Here is a 20,399-nt window from a genome sequence, read left to right on the forward strand (position 1 = left end):
ATGCTTACGAAGTAAGAATTACCGCAAAGAACGCGCTAATTCTTTTTAGGAGGGTTATAAAATGCTGCTCGGTGTTCACATTATCGTACGCAATGAAGAGGATATGCTCTCGGAATGCTTGGACAGCATTCGGGATATAGCCGATGAGCTCATCGTTGTCGATACAGGGTCGACGGACGGAACGGTGGACATTGCATTGCGGTATGGAGCAAGAGTGATTAAGACGGAGTGGAAGGATGATTTCTCTTCCGCCCGCAATCTGGCATTAGAGCATGCGCGCACGATTTGGGTTCTTGTACTTGATGCAGACGAAAGGTTATCCGGTGATGTGCGGTCTTTGCGGCGTGAGCTGCGAAAGGCCGCTTCATCGGCTTACCGGGTTCGAATGGAGCATCTGCTGGATGAATCCAATACGAAGAGCATGATCAGCAGTGAAGCTGTTAGGCTTTTCCGAGGCGATCGTAGTTATCGTTATTATGGAGAAATCCATGAGCAGCTTGTCCGTTCCCGAGACAATGAGGTTATTGCGGATATCGACGGACCGTTGTACAACGGGAATCTTCACATTGCTCATGTCGGTTATATGCCGGCAGTCCTTAAGCGCAAGTCCAAAGCAGAACGGAATTTACGGGTCATTTCTAGGCAGCTGTCCCAGCGGCCAAATGACCCTTTTTGTCTTTATAATTACGGCGTTACGCTATGCCAGCAGGGAAAACCTGAGGAGGCGGCAGAAGCCTTCGGAAAAGCCATTAATTACACTTCTTTATCCGCACCTTTTCGGCCAACGCTGGTTAAAGATTATGCGACGGCCTTACTGGCACTATCGCGGGAAGCTGAGGCTGCTGAACTGCTGCGCGGCGAGACGCTTCGTTATCCAGATTACCCCGACCTTTTCTTCCTGCAGGGTAATTGTCTAAATGCATTAGGTTTATTGATTGAAGCAAAAGCCGCCTATGAGACTGCTATTGAAGCGGGAGCGCGGGCACATTCTTATATCTCGGAAAAAGGGGCAGTCAGCTATTACGCGCAGCTCCGTCTTGCGGATGTTTTGCAGCGTATGGGTGAGGTTGAAGCTGTGCAGCACCAGTATGAGACCATGCTGCGGGCAATGCCTGGATGGGAAGAGGCCTTATCCGCATTGGCAGCTTATCTTCATCAGATCGGATTATCCGATCAAGAAATCCGGCAAAAGCTGACTGCCTATGCGGGGGAAGTAGAAGTCGAGCAGCATACTCTGTTGGCCCGAGTGCTCAGCCGGATCGGTGCTTACAGCACGGCATTACCGCTATGGAGAGAAACGATTCAGTCTTCGACAAATGAGGCGGAAAAAGCACGGTTGTCTTTATCAGATATTCGATTGTTTGCGGACTGTTTGATAGGCACAGGTCAGTATGCGGAGGCGGCTGAGCAGATTCGAAGCTGGATGCACACGAGCGCCATTCAATCGGAGTCAACAGAAGAGCTAGGAATAGATTGGGCGTTATGCCGCTGGAATGAAGGGCAGCGTATCGGCAAGGAAGAGCTGGACAGTATTTTGGGAGAGGATAGTCAGCTTGCCAGAGAGGCCGAGCAACTAAATAGTTGGCTTCCGATGACCCAAGAGGTGTTGAACAAAATCGCAAAGGAGCAGGAGCTTTCTTCTGCCATCCGTTGGCTGGACACGGCTGTCAGCCGCGGCATGCTGCGCCTGGCGCATAAACTGGCAGGCGGATTATACGGCCTGCGGAAGCATTTTGAAACAAGGCTATATGATCATGGGTACGTGGATGCAGCGGCAGAGCTGATGCTGGACCGATTCGAGAAGGACGGCCGGCTGACGGGAGAGCAGTCTTTTCGCCTAGGGGAATTGCTCTATCTGAAGAAGCTCCGCAGCGAGGCGCTGGCGTTGTTCGAAAGTGCGGCGGAAGGCGATGATACCAGTGAATATACGGAGAGAGCAAAGCTTGGCGCATCGGCGGCCTGTTTGCAATTGGCGATTGAAGCTTTGCAGCCGGATGAATATAGCGGGAGCCGTAACTGGGATGGCAGCTGGTCTGAGCCTGACAAGATGAAACTGCAAGAAGCTTTGCTGCGGGTGGAATGGATGGGTTGGCAAACGGATTGGAACGGACGGCAAAGGAGGCGCGTGAGTGGCGGAGCAGCAGAAGCGGATTTCCTTATGCATGATCGTTAAGAACGAGGAAAAGTACTTGCCTGGCTGTCTGGACAGCGTGCAGGGCATTGCCGACGAAATCATTATTGTCGACACCGGATCAACGGATGAGACGATCGCCATTGCTGAGCGGTACGGAGCCATTGTGATCCGGAGCGAATGGGAGCATGATTTTGCAAAAGCCCGCAATCGTGGTGTAGAGCGTGCTTCCGGAGAGTGGATCTTGTTCCTCGATGCCGATGAGCAGCTTGATGAGGCAACAAAGCCTCAATTACTTGAATATGTCCGCCATGAAGATCTGTCTGCTTTGCTTCTTCAGATCCGCAACCAGATTGGACCGGAGAATGATCAGGGCTCAACGATTCACCCGGTGCTGCGGATGTTCCGTAATGACCCTGGTCATCGTTTTGAGGGGCGGATTCATGAACAGATTTCGTTCTCGATTTTGCGGAAAAATCCATCGGCCCGCTTTCATCTGACGGATGTCATCATCCATCATTACGGATACCGGACGCAGGTCGTAGTGGAGAAAAACAAGCTGCAGCGCAATATGGAGCTGCTTGAGCTTGCACTAGCGGAGGAGCCGGATAATACATTTCACCGTTACAATATCGGCGTAGAGTATTTGCGCAACAATCGGGCGGCAGATGCACTCGAAGCGTTTCGAATAGCGAAGCGATCCGCGGGGTTCGAACAGCTGTCCTATGCTCATCTTGTTTTCAAATATGAATCGCTAAGTCTGAAGCTGTTAGGCAGATGGGGAGAAGCGGGCGCTGCAGCTCGGGAAGGTGCCGCTATTTTTCCTGATTATACGGATTTACGGCATTATATGGCGTTTTGCTCCGCTTGTACGGGGCAATACAAAGCGGCGATGGAAGCAGTAGAGAAGGCGCTGGAGATGGGGGCTGCGCCTGCAAGGTACCATACGGAAGACGGGATGGGGACTTACCGGACGGCCTATTTGCAGGGGCGAATCTATGAGGCGCTGCATGATGAGCAAGGTCTTATTCAATCCTATATTACGACTTTGCGGCATAAGCCTAGTCTTCTCCCGCCGCTGTTCCGGATTTGCAAATATATGCGTACGGCAGGGCGTGAGGGTCAGCTCGCAGCATTAATGGCAAGGCGGATATCCTGCCCGGATGAAGCTGCGATGCTAAAGCTGGCGGGCGTTATGGTCGCAAGCGGTTGTCCGGACAGTGCTATCGCCTATTTGGAATGGCAGGCCGAGCTTTATAAGGAACCAGCCCTCAGCCGCTCCCTCACTGCACATGCAAATGCTCTGCGAGATGGTGATTACAGCGGACTGCCGTTTGCAGGTTACCGTGGCAAGGAGGAGGCGGAAGATATATTGTCGCCTTCGATCCACTGGCGGGTGCGCGCGGAGCATTATTTGGAGCAGGTTCAGCGTATGAAAGGTAAGACAATTGAGAAGCAGTCGATTCAAGCCGTCCGTTTATTACTACCCGGCTTTGAGGGCTGGTAAGGAGGGACGGGAGTGGAAGCAGCATCTTACGGTACGCTGCCTGTGTCGCTCTGCATGATCGTTCGGAATGAGGAACTGTTCCTGCCGCAATGCCTGGCATCGGCGGCTCCTTATTGCTCGGAGATCATTATCGTAGACACTGGATCTACAGATCAAACAGTTGCGATTGCAGAAGCGTACGGCGCCAAGGTGCTGTCCATCTGCTGGCAGGATCATTTTGCTGATGCACGTAATACTGCACTCGAACAAGCATCCCAGCCCTGGATATTGGTCCTTGATGCGGATGAACGGCTTGTCCCGCATCCACTCACCACATGGGAGCAGCTGCTCTCTGAAGAAAGCTGTTATGGCTATCTGGTTCAAATAAGAAGCAGAGTAGACGGGCGGAGCGGGGATGAGGAGATCTCGGATGCGGTATGCCGGTTGTTTCGGAATGATTCGCGTATTCGATTTACGGGCGCTTTGCATGAAGAAGCTGCATCGGCGGTCGCCGCCTGCGGGGCAGAAGCGCTGCGGGAAGCTCCTGTTCAACTGCTCCATGAAGGGTATCGGAATGCGGTTATGATGCAGCGCAGGAAAAAAGAACGGAATGAACGCATATTACTTGCGGCATTAAGCCATGATCCAGATAATATGGTGCTGCGTTATGCGATGGGAACGGAATATTTTACTTATGGTAACTGGGAGCGGGCGGTGTTGTGGTTTGAGCCATTATTACGCGGAGTGGATGAGGATTCGGATGAGGGGTATATCTCTGATGTATATCTTAAGCTGATCCATGCTTTGCGCGCGCTCGGCAGACTGGAGGAGGCAGAGCACTGGGCGGTCAGCGGGTTGGAAAAGTTTGATGATTTTCCAGATCTGCATGAAGCTTATGCGGCTGTGCTGCTCCAAATGGACCGCGCAGCAGAGGCGGAAGAAGCATTGCATCTTGCATTAGCAGTGGGAAGTGCACCCATGCACTATTCCTCGGCTTTTGGCTCAGGCAGCTTCCGAACATTGTTTATGGAAGGTTATGTCTCCGAACGAAGGTATGATTGGCTGAGGGCGGCCGACTATTATGCAGCTGCGCTGGCGATCAAGATTGATTATAGGCCGGCATGGGAGAGGCTGCTGATGCTCGGTACATTGGACGCGAGTTTAAGGGGGCGTTGGCCGGCTGCTGTTGAACGTGTGGTCACGGATGGCAGACATACGCTCTGCCGCTCTGTGCTGGAGCTGCTCGCAGACGCCGGACTGCAGCTTGAGCCGGCGTTAAGCAGGCAGCTGATTGCGAGACTCTCGATTGGCGGAAATTTTTGGAGCGGCCTGCTGGCGGTGCAGCAGGGGGAAGTGGTCGTTGGACGGCAGCGCTGGGAGCAGCTGCCGGATGACTACCCAGGCAAGGGCGAGTATCTCGCCGCCCTTGCCTGGGTGGATGGCGGGTGGGCTTCGCCTCCGCCCGCCGCAAGGCTTGCGCACGCGCTTGTTCGCGTGCGCGCTTGGCCCGCGTGGCTGCGGCTCTATGCCGCCACGCCAGAGCCTGCGGCGGCGCCGGTGCTCGCGCCGCTGCAGTGGTGCGCGCTGCTAGGCGCCGCGCAGCCTGTGCCCGCGCTAGCCGCGGCACAGCTGCTGCTGCGCTCGGCAGCGCAGCATGAGGCGCCCGCGCGGCTGGCCGCGGGCGCGCTCGCGATCGCCGCGGCCGACCCGGCCGCCGCGGCGGAGCATTTTGCGGCTGCGCGCGAAGCGGCGGCGCAGCCATGGGCAATGCGAGCCGCCGCCTCGGGGCTCGCGGCTGCTTTTGCGGCGCGAGCTCGCCGCGCCGCGCCGCAGGCAACGCTCGCAGAACCGCTGCTCTGCGAGCAGGAGCTGATGCTGCGCGTGACATCCGCGCTGCACAGCCTATAGCGCTGCTCGCGCTATCCTCGATTAGCAAAGCCTATCTCGTACCTGCTCATACTTATAAACCAACCAACTCACCAGCCTATCCTGATTGCACTCTATACACTATAATCCGTTAAAATGGAGGCCAGCTGCTGCCAATCCAACCTAGTTACTTGAAACAGCACCGCCCACCTACGTTGGATTCCGTACAGTATAATGGTGCATCCAGACCGATTAACTGAAGCTACATTGGAATTGTCCAGCAGAATGAACTCAAAATGGGCAGCAGGACCTCGTTTTGGCGAAAGTTACTGTATCGAATCCAACCAAGCTGGCAGCAGCCTGCGACCAAACTAACTTACGTTGGATGAACTCCAACGTGGCCCCACGTTATGCCAGAGTAAAAGTGCAGTCTGAGTCTAGTTACTCTGCCAATTCACCCTCGTATGTTACACAAAATACAACGTACGGGGCAGAGGGGGTCATCGAGTCGAGTGATCAACGCCCTTCCCGCTTCGCCAGCTGCGCCGTTAAGATCGCCTTCCACTTGGCGATCCACCGCTCCTGATCGGATGCGAGCGCAGCCCGCCGCGCGGCCGTGCCTATCCTGCGGCGAAGCCGGGGCTGCTCGATCAGCTCGCTTACAGCAGGAGTAATGGCAGCAGCCGATGGTGGGGTCAGACGACCATTAAAGCCGTCAATGATAAGGTCATTCAAGCCGCCAACATTGGTGGCGACGACAGGAAGGCCGCAGCTCATAGCCTCGAGACAGGAGAGGGAGGTTCCTTCCGAGAACAAGGTGGGAATGACGGCTATATCTGCCTTATGATAGGCATCCCGAATCGTCTCAAAGGTGTAGGTTTGATGCTGGATACGGCCCCGGTGCGGATGTGCCTCAAACCATAAATGAAACATCGTATCCATCATCGTGCCGTCAATAAGCTCTCCTGCGAATTCTACAATTACATGCTTATAACGGCTGAGTAACTCATCTGCCGATAGCATCATCGTAACTAGGCCGCGCTCATAGCTCAGCCTTCTTGGATAAAGCACCCTAATCTCACTCGAATGGGAAGCAGCTCTAGGTTTAAACCAAACGGTATCTACCGGATTGGGCAGCAGCGTGATTTTGGCAGGATCATCATACTCGCATACTGCTCGGCAGAAGGTCTGGAAATGCGAATCGACCGAGACAACTTTGTCCAATTGCCTCAGTGCCTGATTAATATGCCGTCCGATCGCGGCTTTTGACTCCGCTGCAAGAAAGGGAGTATCCCAATTGATGCCGTGACAAATACCGATGCTGCCAGGACGGTAGCGAATCGGATGCCAGATGCAGCTGGCATAGATTAGAAGGCCGTCGGCTGCAACAGCCATCTGCTCGAATGCCTCCGTAATTTGATTTGATTCGAATGACCAGCCGCGTACCCGGACGCCTTCATGCACCGTGTCAAAAGGGCTGTAATACGTTAATTGATGAACAATGGGAATAAGGCCAAGCTCCTTAACAGCCTGACATAACAAATGTACATATCGCTCCAGACCACCTCCGAATATACGCGAGTACTCATGGCCGTACCAGTTCAAATAACTGTGAGTTAATATCGTAACAGTCTGCGCTTTGGACTTATTCATCCTGCCGCTCCCTTTCCTGCCAGCAGATCAGCTTAGGATTTGGATCAAGGATAGAGGCATAATGCGCGAGACTTCCCCATTGGCCTAGCGGGTCGAGCTTCATATAACGATCATATTTCGCCTGACGTTCTTCGCTGCTGCCCGCCCAGCCATAATGCTTGATTCGAAGGTCGGTATCGAGCCCGGGAAGTGCGCTGTACGTAAAAGGAAGCCGTGGTGCATGATGTGCCCGCTTCGGATATGCATAATGATACCCGGGCAAGTACCGGACAAGCGTCATCGTCTGCCGCTGATGAAGATTCCACCACTCATCCTCGCGATAATGGGTGACCGAATCCCAGAAATCGTACATCCGAAAGGAGACGGTGTCGTATTCATCCTGATTGATCAGCTCCCGCATGGCCGCCTTTGTATAATCCTCGTAAAATTCATCTGCATCCACGGCAAGCAGCCAGTCAGGGGACGTCTCCGCCGCCGTCCGCCACAATTGTTCGCGGAGCAGCCATTCTTTATGAAACAGCGATTCTTTATTCTGTACCAGCTTCACAACCTTCTCGAAAGATAAGGCAAGCTCGGAGGTCTCATCCGTGCTCGCGTCATCCACGATTACAATCTCGTCTACAAAACCAGATAAATCCGCAAGTGCGGCTTCCAAATAACGACCCGCTTCATTGCGGACCTGCATGATGGCAGTCAGTTTATTGCCTGTCTTTTTCCTGCCGCCCTTTCCGAGACCGTTAACCATCCTCAATTGGCCTCCTTATTTCCTAGAGTCATCTCTCGTGCAACACCGTCCATAACGGCGAGCTCGATTATCCCGTTTAAATCCTCTTGTCTGTTCTCACCAGCCTGAAGAAAGCAGTGGATGGCCTCATGGCGTTTGCCCTCGAGCAGCAGCACCATCCCTTGCAAATGCAGCCATTGCCTGCGATCAGCATCAGCTTGCCGCTGCTCTAGCCGAATAAGAGCGCAGGCGCGTCTCAATTCTCCCATGAGCATATAGGTCTCGATCAGCAGTTTCCGAGCATCTGGATCCTCCGTTAAGGGTTCTAGCAGAGCGGCTGCTTTACGGTAATCATCATTTAAGCGATAGAGCAGAGCTTTGGCTAAGTCACACTTTCTGCCTGCAAGCCACTCCGTCATTTGATCAAAATAGCGCCATTCCACCTCGTTTTGTGCGGTGTAACCGTAAGTTCGGACGGCATCCTGGATACGTCCTTTCTCCAGCTCAATCGCTGACAGGAAGCGGTATACATTAGGAAGGGTCTGCTCACGCCCCTCCAGCAGCATACGTTCGAACGAAGCCAATAATAGCTCGCGCGAACGATCAGCTTCTCCAGTCAGGTACCGATAGACCGAATGGAAAAAGAGTCCGTCCGCGTATCCCTGAGCCTCAGCATCAGTGGCATGCTCTTGCTTTTGCAGCAATCCGTCTCTCCAATTAGCCCGATGCCGCTGCTGCAGCCGAATGAGTGTGTCGGATTCGAATCCGTCGATATGCCATTCGATGGCCTGCTTAGCGAACAGATCTGACGTTTCATCTAAACCGTCCATCAGGAAGACACCGCTGCGGCGAAACGACTGCTCCAAATATTGCGCTTCTGAGCTGGCGACGACAAGTGATGCGCTGGCAGACAGCCAAGAGCGGCATTGGCGCCACAGCTCTTCCTCCTCCTGTTCCGACTCATGCAGCATGACAATCAGACAGCGGGGTTTGAACGGTACGATGATATGAACCCAAGCCGGATGCATGACAATAGCTGCGGCGTTGTTCCATTCAACCGAGTCTAGTTGATCGAAGGGAAGTGGCTCAACAGAGCTTGGAGCATCATCCGCAGCAGCGAAGAGTTTCCGTTTCTGTACAAGCCCCTCCAGCCAGCTTCGCTGATAGACAGGGATGCCCTGCCAGCCGCCGCAGGGGAGGATAACGATCGGTTGTGCCGCCATGGACGTGTTCACCATCCGTTCACTTCGTTCTTGTATGAGCGTATGAAAAATAGTACGATAAGCATTCCGGTTTTTTCTCGAACTGGAAGTAAATAATAGGCCTTAACAACATCAGGTGAAGACACAAGAGAGGTTGGTTTGTAAAATGGTTGATCAAAACAAGGATACTGCCGCCCCATCTTTAGCAGACGGGGGAGAGCGGTTCTCGAAGTCGGGCTTTATTTTCGCTGCAATCGGAAGTGCAGTAGGGCTCGGCAATATGTGGAAGTTTCCATATATTACGGGGAAATATGGCGGAGCGGCCTTTTTCCTCATGTTCATCATTTGTTTGCTTGCCGTAGGTTTGCCCGTCTTAATGGCGGAGCTTACAATAGGCCGCGGCGGACGCGGAAGTGTAGTGGCTTCCTTCAGCCGCTTAAGTAAGCAGAAGGGCTGGGGCTGGCTCGGATTCCTTATGATTCTTGCTCCGTTCCTTATTTTATCGTTCTATTCGGTTGTTGCCGGTTGGACGATGTATTATGCCGTACAATCCTTTACTGGAAATCTATTCTCTGATTCCGATTATTCTGGTAAATTTGGTGCCTTCATTGGCAGCTGGCAGCCGGTATGGTGGCAGCTCCTCGCTTTGGTGCTGACAGCCGTGGTTATCCTAAAAGGGGTTTCCGCTGGGATCGAGAAATTCAATAAAATTTTAATTCCTGGTCTCGTTATTCTGCTTATAACTTTAGTTATTCGTGCTTTAACGCTTGATGGTGCGGGAGAAGGCGTGTCGTTCTTCCTTAATCCTGACTTCAGCAAGCTGACACCGGAATCAGCGCTTGTCGCGCTTGGACATGCCTTCTTCTCCTTATCGCTTGGTATGGGGACGATGGTCACGTACGGTGCTTATGTAGACAAAAGACAGTCACTTGGTGCAGGGACGCTTGCAATTGGTCTTGGTGACTTGCTATATGCCTTCCTTGCTGGGCTTATTATTTTCCCAACATCCTTTGCATTTGATATTGCGCCAGGTCAAGGACCGGGGCTTGTATTCGTTGCCTTGCCTGCTGCTTTCGCAGCAATGCCGTTTGGCAGCCTATTCGGCGGCTTATTCTTTGTTCTCCTTGCATTTGCAGCGTTAACATCGACGGTTGGATTGCTCGAAGTACCAGTAGCTTTCGTCCGTGAAAGGTTCGGCTGGGGTCGTGGACTCTCCGTTATTGTTATTACGCTGCTTCTGTTCCTAATCGGTATACCTTCCGCTATTTCAGTAGGCGGGGCTGTTGGGGGATTACAGTTCGGAGATAAGTCCTTCTTCGATTGGATGGATTTCATCTGCTCTAACATTTTGCTGCCGCTTGGCGGCCTGCTTATCACAATCTTTGCTGGGCATGTATGGAAGAATGCTGAGGATGAAGCAGGCTTGTCGTCGCGATGGTATCGAATTTGGATCTTTATGGTGAAGTATGTTGCTCCGATTCTTGTTGTACTTGTTCTGCTCCACTCGACGGGTGCACTGGACTTCTTATTCTAGAAGACTGTCTCTACTGGCAGTTTCACAGTGTATTTTCTCGTAAATTTGTGTATGATAAGAAGATAATTATTTACGGGAAAGGTTGGTCGCCGTGGAAAACACAGTGGAGAACAAGGTATCATCCTCTAACTTTATTAAGAACATCGTCGTCGAAGATTTGAAGGAAGGCCACGTGCAGGAAATCGTGACCCGCTTTCCGCCGGAACCAAATGGATATTTGCATATTGGACATGCGAAATCGATCTGCCTGAACTTCGAGCTTGCCGATGAGTTTAAAGGAAAGACGAACCTTCGTTTCGATGATACGAATCCGGTTAAAGAAGATACGGAATATGTCGAGTCAATCAAAGAGGACGTGCGCTGGCTCGGCTTTGATTGGGATGATTTGCGTTTTGCATCCGACTATTTCGAAGAGTTATATAATCGTGCAGTCCTGCTGATCCGCAAAGGGAAAGCGTATGTGTGTGATCTGACTGCCGAGCAAATGCGCGAGATGCGCGGTACGCTGACACAGCCTGGACAAGACAGCCCTTACCGCAGCCGCAGCGTAGAAGAGAATCTTGACCTGTTCGCGAGAATGCGTGCAGGCGAGTTCAAGGACGGCGAGAAAGTACTGCGTGCGAAGATTGATATGGCTTCGCCTAATATCAACTTCCGTGACCCGGTACTGTACCGTATCGCTCATGCTCATCATCACCGGACTGGTGATGCATGGTGCATCTATCCGATGTACGATTACGCACATCCGATCAGCGATGCCATCGAAGGTATCACGCATTCGATCTGTACGCTTGAATTTGCTGACCACCGTCCGCTCTATGACTGGACGATTGCGGAATGCGAGATGGCAGACGTACCGAAGCAATATGAATTTGCTCGTCTGAACATCACTAATACGGTTATGAGCAAAAGAAAGCTGAAGCAGCTTGTTGACGAACGTGTCGTTACCGCTTGGGATGACCCGCGTATGCCAACGATCAGCGGTCTTCGCCGCAAAGGCTATACCGCTGAAGCAATCCGTGCATTCTGCCGCGAGATTGGTGTTGCCAAAGCGAACAGCACCGTTGATGAACGGATGCTGGAGCATTTTATCCGCGAAGATCTGAAGATGAAGGCCCTTCGTACGATGGCCGTTCTGCAGCCGCTTAAGGTTGTTATTACGAACTATCCGGAAGGCCAAGTTGAGATGCTCGAAGCGGAAAATAACGCCGAGAACGAGGAAATGGGCACACGCCAAATTCCGTTCTCCCGTGAGATCTACATTGAACAAGACGATTTCATGGAAAACCCTGTTGCGAAATACTTCCGTCTGTTCCCTGGCAATGAAGTGCGCTTGAAGCATGCTTACTTCATTACTTGCCAAGAAGTGATCAAGGATGAGGCTGGCAATGTTATCGAGCTTCGCTGCACCTATGATCCGGCAACGAAGAGTGGTTCCGGCTTTAATGCCCGTAAAGTGAAAGGCACTATTCACTGGGTTGAAGCATCGCAAGCCGTTCCTGCAGACTTCCGTCTCTATGAGCCGCTTATTACAAGTGAAGCAGAAGAGGAAGGCAAGCCATTCCTTGAATGCATCAATCCGAATAATGAGCAAGTGCTGAAAGGCTTCGTAGAGCCAAACATGAAGGATGCGAAGGGCCACGACAAGTTCCAATTCTTCCGCCATGGCTATTTCAATGTTGATCCGAAGGATTCGACAGAAGAGAACCTGGTGTTCAACCGAATTGTGTCGCTGAAGAGCTCGTTTGATCCTTCGAAAGCTTAAATAGTAGCGCCGAATAGCGCCTGTAATGCCGGGTTGTCCATAATGGGCAACCCGGCTTTTTTGTATAGCATCATATAAATTGGAAAATAAGGGAGGGGATTGTAGGAGGATGGCGAATTTTAAGCCATGGATGATAGTTTGCAAATTTGTGACTCATAAGTAAAATTCGCACGTAATAGGTTAAGTAAAGAGAATCTAAATAGAGAAAATAGGGAGGATTATGAATGGTTTTACAAAGACATGCCGGTTTTTGGGTGCGTCTAGGAGCTGCCATTTTGGATGGAATCATTATTGGTTTTCCTATCTCCCTTATTGCACTTGTATTTGGGGAGTATAGAGACATCATAGGCAGACTAGGCATGTTCCTGTACGGCTTATTGGTACCGGTGTATTACAGCGGTTATACGGTTGGCAAGAAGATATGCGGCATTCAGATCAAGCGTCTGGACGACGAGCCTCTGAGTATTGGCACTATGCTGATGCGCCTTCTCATAGGAGGCCTTGTATATGGGTTTACTTTAGGTGTTGCATTAATTATCAGCGCTATTATGGTGGCTGCTCGGGAAGATAAACGAGCCCTTCATGACTTTATCGCAGGAACGGTTGTCGTTCATAATAATCGTAACTAATCAATGAACTAGGGAGGAACAACATGGATAACCATATGCGAGCCGGCTTTTGGAGACGGCTTGGTGCAGCAATCTTGGATGGACTGATTATCGGTATTCCGCTTGCCATTATTTCCTCGATCCTATTTGGCAAGGCAGACAGTGCTTTTTCGAATATTGTATCCTTTCTTTATTCCTTGCTGATCCCAATTGTATGGAACGGGTACACCATCGGGAAAAAGATCTGCAGCATTCAAATTAAACGACTGGATGGTATGCCAATCGGCATCGGTACGATGCTGCTGCGCCAATTGGTGGGCGGTTTAATCTATGCGGTTACCTTTGGCATCGGGGCCGTGGTTAGTGCTTTTATGGTAGGTCTGCGGGAAGATAAACGCGCAATCCATGACTTTATTGCAGGTACTGTCGTTGTTCATGATGGCAGTGAATAGGTGCACGGGACAGTACAAGCCAGCTCTCTTCACGGGGGTTGGCTTGTTTTTGTTTCCAACTGGTTAAATTATTTATACGTGCGGAAAAATTGCGCTCGCTGTACAATCATAAAAAAGGATACAAGGTGTAAGGAGAGAATTAATAATGAACAGCAATTATACGATCCGAGATGCCGGACTGGCCGATCTGCCCCGCATCGTTGAAATATACAATTCTACTATTGCATCCCGCCAAGTGACGGCTGATCTTGAGCCGGTGACTGTGGAAAGCAGAATGAGATGGTATGACGAGCATTCCCCGGATTTTCGTCCGTTATGGGTGCTTGAAGATGAGGGGAATATGATCGCCTGGCTGAGCTTTCAGTCTTTCTATGGACGCCCGGCTTACAATGCAACGGCTGAGGTCAGTATTTATATCGATCAGGAGCACCGGGCACGCGGCATTGGATCGTTCCTTATTCAGAAGGCACTGGAAGCAGGTCCCGGACTTGGGCTTCGTACGCTGCTTGGATTTGTATTTGGCCATAATGAGCCAAGTCTCGCATTGCTTCGGAAGTTCGGCTTTGAGGAATGGGCTAACCTGCCGAAGGTTGCAGAACTCGACGGGGTAGAGCGTGATTTGATCATTGTTGGCCGCAAGTTATAAGACAAGCCTTAAGATTACAATGAATGTAAGTCATAGCATGATATAAAACCTGAGGGGAGAATGAACATTGAGTAAGTTTTGGAGTCCACTCACGGCCTCTTTAGTTCCTTATGTACCAGGGGAGCAGCCGAAGGACAAAAAATATATTAAGCTGAACACCAACGAAAACCCGTATCCGCCTTCACCAAAAGTATTGGAAGCAATCCGGGCAGTGACTAACGATGATTTACGTCTGTACCCAGATCCAACCTGCGATACGCTTGTCCGGACAATCGCCGATTATTTCGAGGTTGCTCCATCGCAAGTTTTTGTAGGCAACGGTTCTGATGAAGTGCTCGCTTTCGCTTTTGCTGCGTTCTTTAACCCTGCGAAGCCGGTAGCCTTCGCCGATATTACATACAGCTTCTATAAGGTGTATGCAGAGTTTTATCAGCTTAAGGCTGACATTATTCCGCTGGATGAGCAGTTCAAGCTGCCGCTTGACGAATTCAGCCGCCGCGAATCCGGGGGTATTGTTATCCCGAATCCGAATGCACCTACTGCGATGCTAATCTCGCTTGATGATATCCGGAGCCTGCTCACCCAAAATCCAGATCAGATTGTTCTTATTGATGAGGCTTATATTGATTTTGGCGGGGAATCTGCGGCGAAGCTCGTGAGCGAATACCCGAATCTGCTCGTCGTCCAGACACTTTCGAAGTCCCGCTCGCTTGCAGGTCTTCGTGTAGGCTGGGCAATTGGCAGTGAGGAATTGATTGATGGGCTTAACCGCGTCAAGAACTCGTTCAACTCTTATACGCTCGACCGCCTTGCACTTGCAGGCTCGGTTGCTGCTTTTGAAGATGAGGCGTATTTCCGTGAGATTACAGCGAAGGTCATTAATACACGCGATAAGGTAACGGCGGAGCTGAAGGAGATTGGCTTTAAGGTAACGGATTCCGCAGCAAACTTTGTATTCATTTCCCATCCCGATCATGCTGCAGAGCAGTTGTTCCAACAGCTGCGTGAGAAGGGTGTACTTGTCCGCTATTTCAAACAGCCGCGTATTGATCAATATTTGCGTGTAACGGTTGGAACGGATGAAGAGATGACAGCCTTTATGGATGCTCTTAAAGGGATCATTAAGTGATAATGAAGCCGTCTGCGAGACCTGGGTTTGGCCAGGCAACACTTTTCGTTGTACTCGCAAGCGTTATTTACGCGGTAATCGGGAATACTTTTTTTCAACTGGCCTATCGCTATAGTGCCGCTATAGATGAGGCATATATCGTTTTTGCAGTAACATCGGCAGTATATGCGTTGCCTGTTATAGTGTGGTTCCGCCGTAAATATTGGTATTTTGCATTGTTTATCCCTGTTATTTGGGTGCCGATGCTGGTCGTTACCGGTTATCTGATGGGTGTTATTTTTCCACTTCCAGAGGATGATTCGGGGGGCGGCGTACTGCTGCTATTCGTACATGGGCTTAATTTGGCAGCGGTAATCATAGGCGTGGCACTTGGATTGACCGTGAACGCGGCGATTGCGGCTTGGAGGAAATTCAGCAGGGACTAGGTTTATAAAAAGGCTGAACAGCCTATTTCCATTTTGTTATTTTTTCGTGCTATAATGGTGGCAAGTGACTGGTTCGGATTTTAGTTTGAAGTATAACAATCGTCGCAGTCTTATAAATAGGAGGATTATTTTTGAATAACCATAAAACGGATAAGAAACTAACCATTTTTGCCTTGGGCGGCGTAGGCGAAATTGGCAAGAATATGTACGCAGTACAATACGCGAACGACATTATTGTAATTGATTGCGGTTCCAAATTCCCCGATGAGGAGCTTCTTGGCATCGACATTATCGTGCCGGATATTACGTACCTCATCGAGAATAAGGATAAAGTTCGGGCATTGCTCATTACTCACGGCCACGAGGACCACATTGGCGGCCTGCCGTATATCTTGAAGCAATTGAGCATGCCGGTCTACGCAAGCCGATTGACGATGGGATTAATCGAAGGAAAACTGAAGGAAGCAGGGCTTCTCGGAACGACAGAGCGGCACTTGATTCATGCCGATTCCGAGCTTAAGCTGGGCTCTATGAAGGCGACGTTCTTCAAGACAAACCACAGTATTCCGGATTCCCTCGGTGTCGTGCTTGATACACCGGAAGGCGTAGTCGTTCATACAGGCGACTTCAAGTTTGACCAAACGCCTGTTGGCGATCATGCAGATATTCACCGGATGGCTGAGATTGGCCGCAGAGGTGTACTTGCCCTGCTGTCGGAGAGTACCAATGCTGAGCGTCCGGGCTTCACGCCTTCGGAACGTATCGTAGGAGCTAACTTTATTGATGCTTTCCGCAAAGCAGAGCGCCGGGTTATCGTCTCCACTTTCGCCTCGAACGTGTATCGTCTGCAGCAGGTCGTTGATGCAGCGGCAGCAACTGGACGGAAGCTGGCGATTATCGGACGCAGTATGGTCAACATGATTACGATTGCTTCGGAGCTTGGATATTTGGATATTCCGGATGGCATGCTGATTGAGACAAACGAAGTGAACCGTTATGCGGATAATCAAGTCGTTATTCTTTGCACAGGCAGCCAAGGGGAGCCAATGTCGGCACTTACTCGTATGGCTCGCTCTAACCATCGCCAGGTGGAAATTCTGGAAGGCGATACGGTTATTATTTCGGCAACGCCTATTCCAGGTAATGAACGCAGCATCGGACGTACGGTGGACGAGCTGTTCCGTCTTGGAGCGAACGTGATCTACGGTTCCGGCTCTACAACGGGCATGCACGTATCCGGCCACGGCAGTCAAGAAGAGCTCAAGCTAATGCTTCAATTGATGAATCCGAAGTATTTCATTCCGATTCACGGTGAGTACCGGATGCAACTCCATCATAAGAAGCTGGCTGAAGCAGTTGGTGTACAGCAAGGCCATACGTTTATCGTCGATAACGGTGAAATCGTAGAAATTGTAAATGGTGATGCACGCAAATCCGGCAAGGTGCCGGCTGGCAATACGTATATCGACGGACTTGGTATCGGCGATGTCGGCAATATCGTGCTTCGCGACCGCAAGCATTTGTCCCAAGACGGCATTCTTGTCGTTGTTGTAACGATCAGCAAGCAAGACAAAACCATCAAATCGGGACCAGATATTATCTCCCGTGGTTTCGTCTATGTACGTGAGTCGGAAGGACTGCTTGAGGAAGCAGGCAGAATTGTGACAAGAACGATAACGAAATCCATCAGCGATAACGTGAACCAATGGACAACGCTGAAATCAAACGTGAAAGACGCGCTTGGTCGATTCTTATATGAACAAACGAAAAGAAAGCCGATGATCCTTCCTATCATCATGGAAGTGTAATCGGCACCTAACCAGTCCACTTCTTTTTGTTTAGTGAGCCGATGAAATACACAAAGGGGCTGTCCCAAAGCCAAATGGCTAAGGGACAGCCCCTTATTGCGTTTTATAGCGCAGACGTTTCTGTTTAAGCAACTAACTTGAGGCCAACAACGGCTCCGATGATGAGTGTAATAAAGAAAATTCGCAGTGCATTTCTAGGCTCGCCGTATAGAACCATACCAAGGATGGCTCCGCCGGTAGCGCCAATGCCCGTCCAGATCGCATAAGCGATACTCATATCAAGGCTTTGCATCGCATAGGAGAGGCAGACAAAGCTCATGCCGAAGCCAACAAGCAGGAGAGCGATGTTTTTAAAGCTGCGCTTCTCATTTACTTTGTTCATCATCACAACGCCCAGCATTTCAAATAAACCTGCGCAGATCAGAGATATCCAGTTCATCAGGAAGCTCCTTTCTTATCGCCCGCATTTGCGTGCTCTGGTGTAACCAGTTTCAGGCCAATGATGCCAATTAGAAGAAGTGCAATAAACAATAATTTAGTTGCGTGCAGCGGATGGCCAAAGAGTACAGATTCCGAGATGACAGTACCGGTCGTGCCAAGTCCTACGAAGACGGCATAGACAGTGCCGACGGGAAGCTCACTGCTTGCTCTGATAAGCAATATAAAGCTAAGAAGGATAGCGATAAAGGTACCGGTCCAGCTCCAGCCATTGTCTGCGTGCTTCAGCCCGGTCACCCACAGCACTTCAAATACAGCGGCTACATAAACTTGAAGCCATTGCTTTTTCATGAAAAATATTCCCCCTTACACGTGATGTTAGATTAAAAAATGGCAAAATAAAACCTGGGAGTACACTGCTGGCGCAGGCGACTCCCAGGTTTTTATCCTTCCGTGATCACAGCTATTGCTGTGCGTTTTCCCTCGGACCAGACCTAAGCAACACGGCTTAACGGAACCCTAGAAAACCACTAACCTGTATTATACACATATCCCCCCGAAGATCAAGGCTTTGGATATGGATAAAAAATGGCGGCAACTGGGCGAAGGTTTGCCCTCCGCCTAGTTGCTGCCCTAAAAAGAAACTGCGGATTGCGGCTGAATCAAAGCTTATTGAGAGTGATCGGCGTCGAATGAAGCCGCGAGCTCCTTGGCGCGGTCCTCGTCCTTGCTGCGTACATGAATCCGTTTCAACGAGCTTCCCTCCAGGGTGATTTTTGATTTCAACCCATTTGATTTGAAATGTGCTTGAAGCCTGTCAATTTCCTCTGCCCTGGAACCGCCCTCGGTTCGAAAGGCGACCCACCGATTCCACCACAGCGCCATTCCTACACACCTCCCTCGCCTGCTGATTAGCCATTCCGTACATATGTATTCGCGTATCTCCCGCGATCATGACAGCTTTGTTATGAACTTTTGCTAATAATTCTATAGGGCTTAATTGTTCACCAGCAGCGATCAATGGTAAAATAGTGTAGCTGTGTCCTTAAGAAGCAGAACCTTATAATAAAGGAGGAGCTTTGCTGTGAGTAACTTTACATCTATTACGCAATGTACGGAATTAAACAACGGGGTCAAGATGCCTTGGCTCGGTCTTGGAGTGTACAAAACGCAAGAAGGTGCGCAAGTGGAGCAGGCAATAGCAGATGCTCTTGAAGCAGGATACCGCAGTATTGATACGGCGGCAGCCTACGGTAATGAAGAGGGTGTAGGCAGAGCGATCGCAGCAAGCGGATTGAAGCGCGAAGAGCTGTTCATTACGACTAAGGTATGGAACAGCAATCAAGGCTACGAGAGCACGCTTAAGGCTTTCGAGGATAGCCGTCAAAAGCTTCAGCTTGATGTGATTGATTTGTATCTGGTTCACTGGCCGGTTGCCGGCAAATACAAAGATACATACCGTGCCTTAGAGAAGTTGTACAAGGATGGTCATGTGCGCGCTATTGGCGTCAGCAATTTTCTAATTCCTCATCTGGAAGATCTGCTTGGCAGCTGCGAAATAGTGCCAGCTGTTAATCAGGTGGAGTTCCAGCCGTTCCTGACTCAGCCGGAGCTGCAAAGCTACTGCAAGGACCGTAACATTCAGCTTGAAGCATGGAGCCCTTTATTACAGGGTCATTTGGACGTCCCACTCTTACTAGAGATCGGACATAAGCATGGCAAATCAGCTGCTCAGGTTATTTTGCGCTGGGATTTGCAGAACGGAATTGTTACCATACCGAAGTCCGTAACGAAAAGCCGGATTATCGAAAATGCAGATATTTTCAATTTTGAGTTAACAACTGAAGAGATGGAGGCCATCGATGGTTTGAATGAGAACCGTCGTCTTGGTTCGGACCCCATGAATTTCAATTTCTAGCATAAGGCTTGGCGAATAAGGGGGGTGCCGCCGTCGCACCCTATAGACTGTGGCGGAAATCGGGCGGCCTGCTATTGACAATGTTAACTGTAATTGATATTATTACAGTACTAAACAGGGAGGCCGTTCACATTGAACAGCGAATTTACGATTGCCGTACACAGTCTCGTTTATTTAGCCTATCTGCCCGAGCGGATGGCAAGCAGTGAGATGATCGCCGACAACGTAGGCACCCACTCCGCACGAGTTCGTAAAGTCATGAGCGGTTTACGCAAAAGCGGCTTTGTCGATACGAGGGAAGGCGCAGGGGGCGGCTACAGGCTTACAATTGATCCCAATGTCGTTACACTTGGTGATGTATATCGCGTCATGGCGCAAGGCTCGTTTATTCCGAGCTGGTGCTCGGGTGACCCGGGTATGGATTGCGTCGTTGGCTCGAATATGAATCAGGTTATGTTTGGAATCTTCTGTACAGCCGAGAAGCAGCTGGAAGGCTACTTTAGTGGGATCACGATTCAAGATGTACTGAAGCAAATTCATGCTTGTGGCTGTGACTAGGCGACAGTAACGGTACGTGGCGGAATTCCCTTAATCATAAACCAAATGGAGAGGAT

General features: G+C 50.5%; 19 protein-coding genes and 1 riboswitch. Of the genes, 13 read left to right on the forward strand and 6 right to left on the reverse strand.

The annotated features are described in order from the left end of the window. Positions 1-61 precede the first annotated feature (61 nt). Genes AC0YNT_RS10005 through AC0YNT_RS10015 form a run of 3 tightly spaced genes read left to right on the forward strand, consistent with a single transcriptional unit; the run spans position 62 to position 5,525 of the window. Positions 62-2,173 carry a glycosyltransferase gene (locus tag AC0YNT_RS10005; RefSeq protein WP_475804439.1) on the forward strand — a complete coding sequence of 704 codons (2,112 nt, stop codon included), beginning with the start codon at positions 62-64 and terminating at the stop codon, positions 2,171-2,173. Next, a complete protein-coding gene (locus tag AC0YNT_RS10010) occupies positions 2,130-3,638 on the forward strand; it encodes a tetratricopeptide repeat-containing glycosyltransferase family 2 protein (RefSeq protein WP_475804440.1) in 1,509 nt (502 codons plus the stop codon). Before AC0YNT_RS10005 ends, AC0YNT_RS10010 begins: the two co-directional genes overlap by 44 nt. A 12-nt stretch (positions 3,639-3,650) precedes the next feature. Then, positions 3,651-5,525, forward strand: a complete 1,875-nt coding sequence (locus tag AC0YNT_RS10015) for a glycosyltransferase (protein WP_475804441.1) — start codon at positions 3,651-3,653, stop codon at positions 5,523-5,525. Positions 5,526-5,999: 474 nt separating this feature from the next. Here the strand turns inward: AC0YNT_RS10015 and AC0YNT_RS10020 are convergent, their stop codons facing one another. From AC0YNT_RS10020 to AC0YNT_RS10030, 3 genes are read right to left on the reverse strand one after another with little or no spacing between them, the layout of a single operon-like run. Next, the gene (locus tag AC0YNT_RS10020; RefSeq protein WP_475804442.1) at positions 6,000-7,136 is read right to left on the reverse strand and encodes a glycosyltransferase family 4 protein; all 1,137 of its coding nucleotides are present in this window, start codon (positions 7,134-7,136) and stop codon (positions 6,000-6,002) included. After that, complete coding sequence (locus AC0YNT_RS10025; protein WP_475804443.1) at positions 7,129-7,881, reverse strand: glycosyltransferase; 753 nt, start codon at positions 7,879-7,881, stop codon at positions 7,129-7,131. The genes AC0YNT_RS10020 and AC0YNT_RS10025 overlap by 8 nt, the downstream gene beginning before the upstream one ends. Positions 7,882-7,883: 2 nt before the next feature. Then, complete coding sequence (locus AC0YNT_RS10030) at positions 7,884-9,083, reverse strand: hypothetical protein (RefSeq protein WP_475804444.1); 1,200 nt, start codon at positions 9,081-9,083, stop codon at positions 7,884-7,886. Positions 9,084-9,228: 145 nt separating this feature from the next. On the opposite strand from AC0YNT_RS10030, the gene AC0YNT_RS10035 reads away from it, so the two are divergent. From AC0YNT_RS10035 to AC0YNT_RS10070, 8 genes are all read left to right on the forward strand, one after another. Then, entirely contained in the window at positions 9,229-10,596 is a 1,368-nt protein-coding gene (locus AC0YNT_RS10035) for a sodium-dependent transporter (RefSeq protein WP_475804445.1), read from the forward strand. A gap of 103 nt (positions 10,597-10,699) precedes the next feature. Continuing rightward, positions 10,700-12,361 (forward strand): glutamine--tRNA ligase/YqeY domain fusion protein, encoded by a 1,662-nt coding sequence (locus tag AC0YNT_RS10040; protein ID WP_475804559.1) that lies wholly within the window; start codon positions 10,700-10,702, stop codon positions 12,359-12,361. A 224-nt stretch (positions 12,362-12,585) separates the two neighbouring features. Beyond that, the gene (locus AC0YNT_RS10045; protein WP_475804446.1) at positions 12,586-12,990 is read left to right on the forward strand and encodes an RDD family protein; all 405 of its coding nucleotides are present in this window, start codon (positions 12,586-12,588) and stop codon (positions 12,988-12,990) included. Positions 12,991-13,013: 23 nt separating this feature from the next. Beyond that, a complete protein-coding gene (locus AC0YNT_RS10050; protein WP_441895696.1) occupies positions 13,014-13,421 on the forward strand; it encodes an RDD family protein in 408 nt (135 codons plus the stop codon). 145 nt (positions 13,422-13,566) lie between these two features. Next, complete coding sequence (locus AC0YNT_RS10055; protein WP_475804447.1) at positions 13,567-14,067, forward strand: N-acetyltransferase family protein; 501 nt, start codon at positions 13,567-13,569, stop codon at positions 14,065-14,067. 67 nt (positions 14,068-14,134) lie between these two features. Next, on the forward strand, positions 14,135-15,196 hold the full coding sequence (gene hisC / locus AC0YNT_RS10060) for a histidinol-phosphate transaminase (RefSeq protein WP_475804448.1): 1,062 nt from the start codon (positions 14,135-14,137) through the stop codon (positions 15,194-15,196). Then, positions 15,193-15,621, forward strand: a complete 429-nt coding sequence (locus tag AC0YNT_RS10065; RefSeq protein ID WP_475804449.1) for a hypothetical protein — start codon at positions 15,193-15,195, stop codon at positions 15,619-15,621. Before hisC ends, AC0YNT_RS10065 begins: the two co-directional genes overlap by 4 nt. 131 nt (positions 15,622-15,752) lie before the next feature. Then, complete coding sequence (locus tag AC0YNT_RS10070) at positions 15,753-17,429, forward strand: ribonuclease J (RefSeq protein ID WP_475804450.1); 1,677 nt, start codon at positions 15,753-15,755, stop codon at positions 17,427-17,429. A 124-nt stretch (positions 17,430-17,553) separates the two neighbouring features. Here the strand turns inward: AC0YNT_RS10070 and AC0YNT_RS10075 are convergent, their stop codons facing one another. From AC0YNT_RS10075 to AC0YNT_RS10085, 3 genes are all read right to left on the reverse strand, one after another. Next, positions 17,554-17,868, reverse strand: a complete 315-nt coding sequence (locus AC0YNT_RS10075) for a DMT family transporter (RefSeq protein ID WP_167281030.1) — start codon at positions 17,866-17,868, stop codon at positions 17,554-17,556. Then, positions 17,868-18,218 (reverse strand): DMT family transporter, encoded by a 351-nt coding sequence (locus AC0YNT_RS10080; protein ID WP_475804451.1) that lies wholly within the window; start codon positions 18,216-18,218, stop codon positions 17,868-17,870. Before AC0YNT_RS10080 ends, AC0YNT_RS10075 begins: the two co-directional genes overlap by 1 nt. Before the next feature lie 79 nt (positions 18,219-18,297). After that, a riboswitch (guanidine-I (ykkC/yxkD leader) is annotated at positions 18,298-18,401 on the reverse strand. Between the two features lie 135 nt (positions 18,402-18,536). Then, positions 18,537-18,752, reverse strand: a complete 216-nt coding sequence (locus tag AC0YNT_RS10085; protein ID WP_475804452.1) for a hypothetical protein — start codon at positions 18,750-18,752, stop codon at positions 18,537-18,539. Positions 18,753-19,005: 253 nt separating this feature from the next. Between AC0YNT_RS10085 and AC0YNT_RS10090 the strand changes: the two genes are divergently transcribed. Both AC0YNT_RS10090 and AC0YNT_RS10095 read left to right on the forward strand, forming a co-directional pair. Continuing rightward, positions 19,006-19,785 (forward strand): aldo/keto reductase, encoded by a 780-nt coding sequence (locus AC0YNT_RS10090; protein WP_475804560.1) that lies wholly within the window; start codon positions 19,006-19,008, stop codon positions 19,783-19,785. A gap of 132 nt (positions 19,786-19,917) precedes the next feature. After that, a complete protein-coding gene (locus AC0YNT_RS10095; RefSeq protein ID WP_167281027.1) occupies positions 19,918-20,343 on the forward strand; it encodes an RrF2 family transcriptional regulator in 426 nt (141 codons plus the stop codon). The last annotated feature ends 56 nt before the right edge of the window (positions 20,344-20,399 follow it).

The organism is Paenibacillus sp. J22R56, assembly GCF_056269375.1.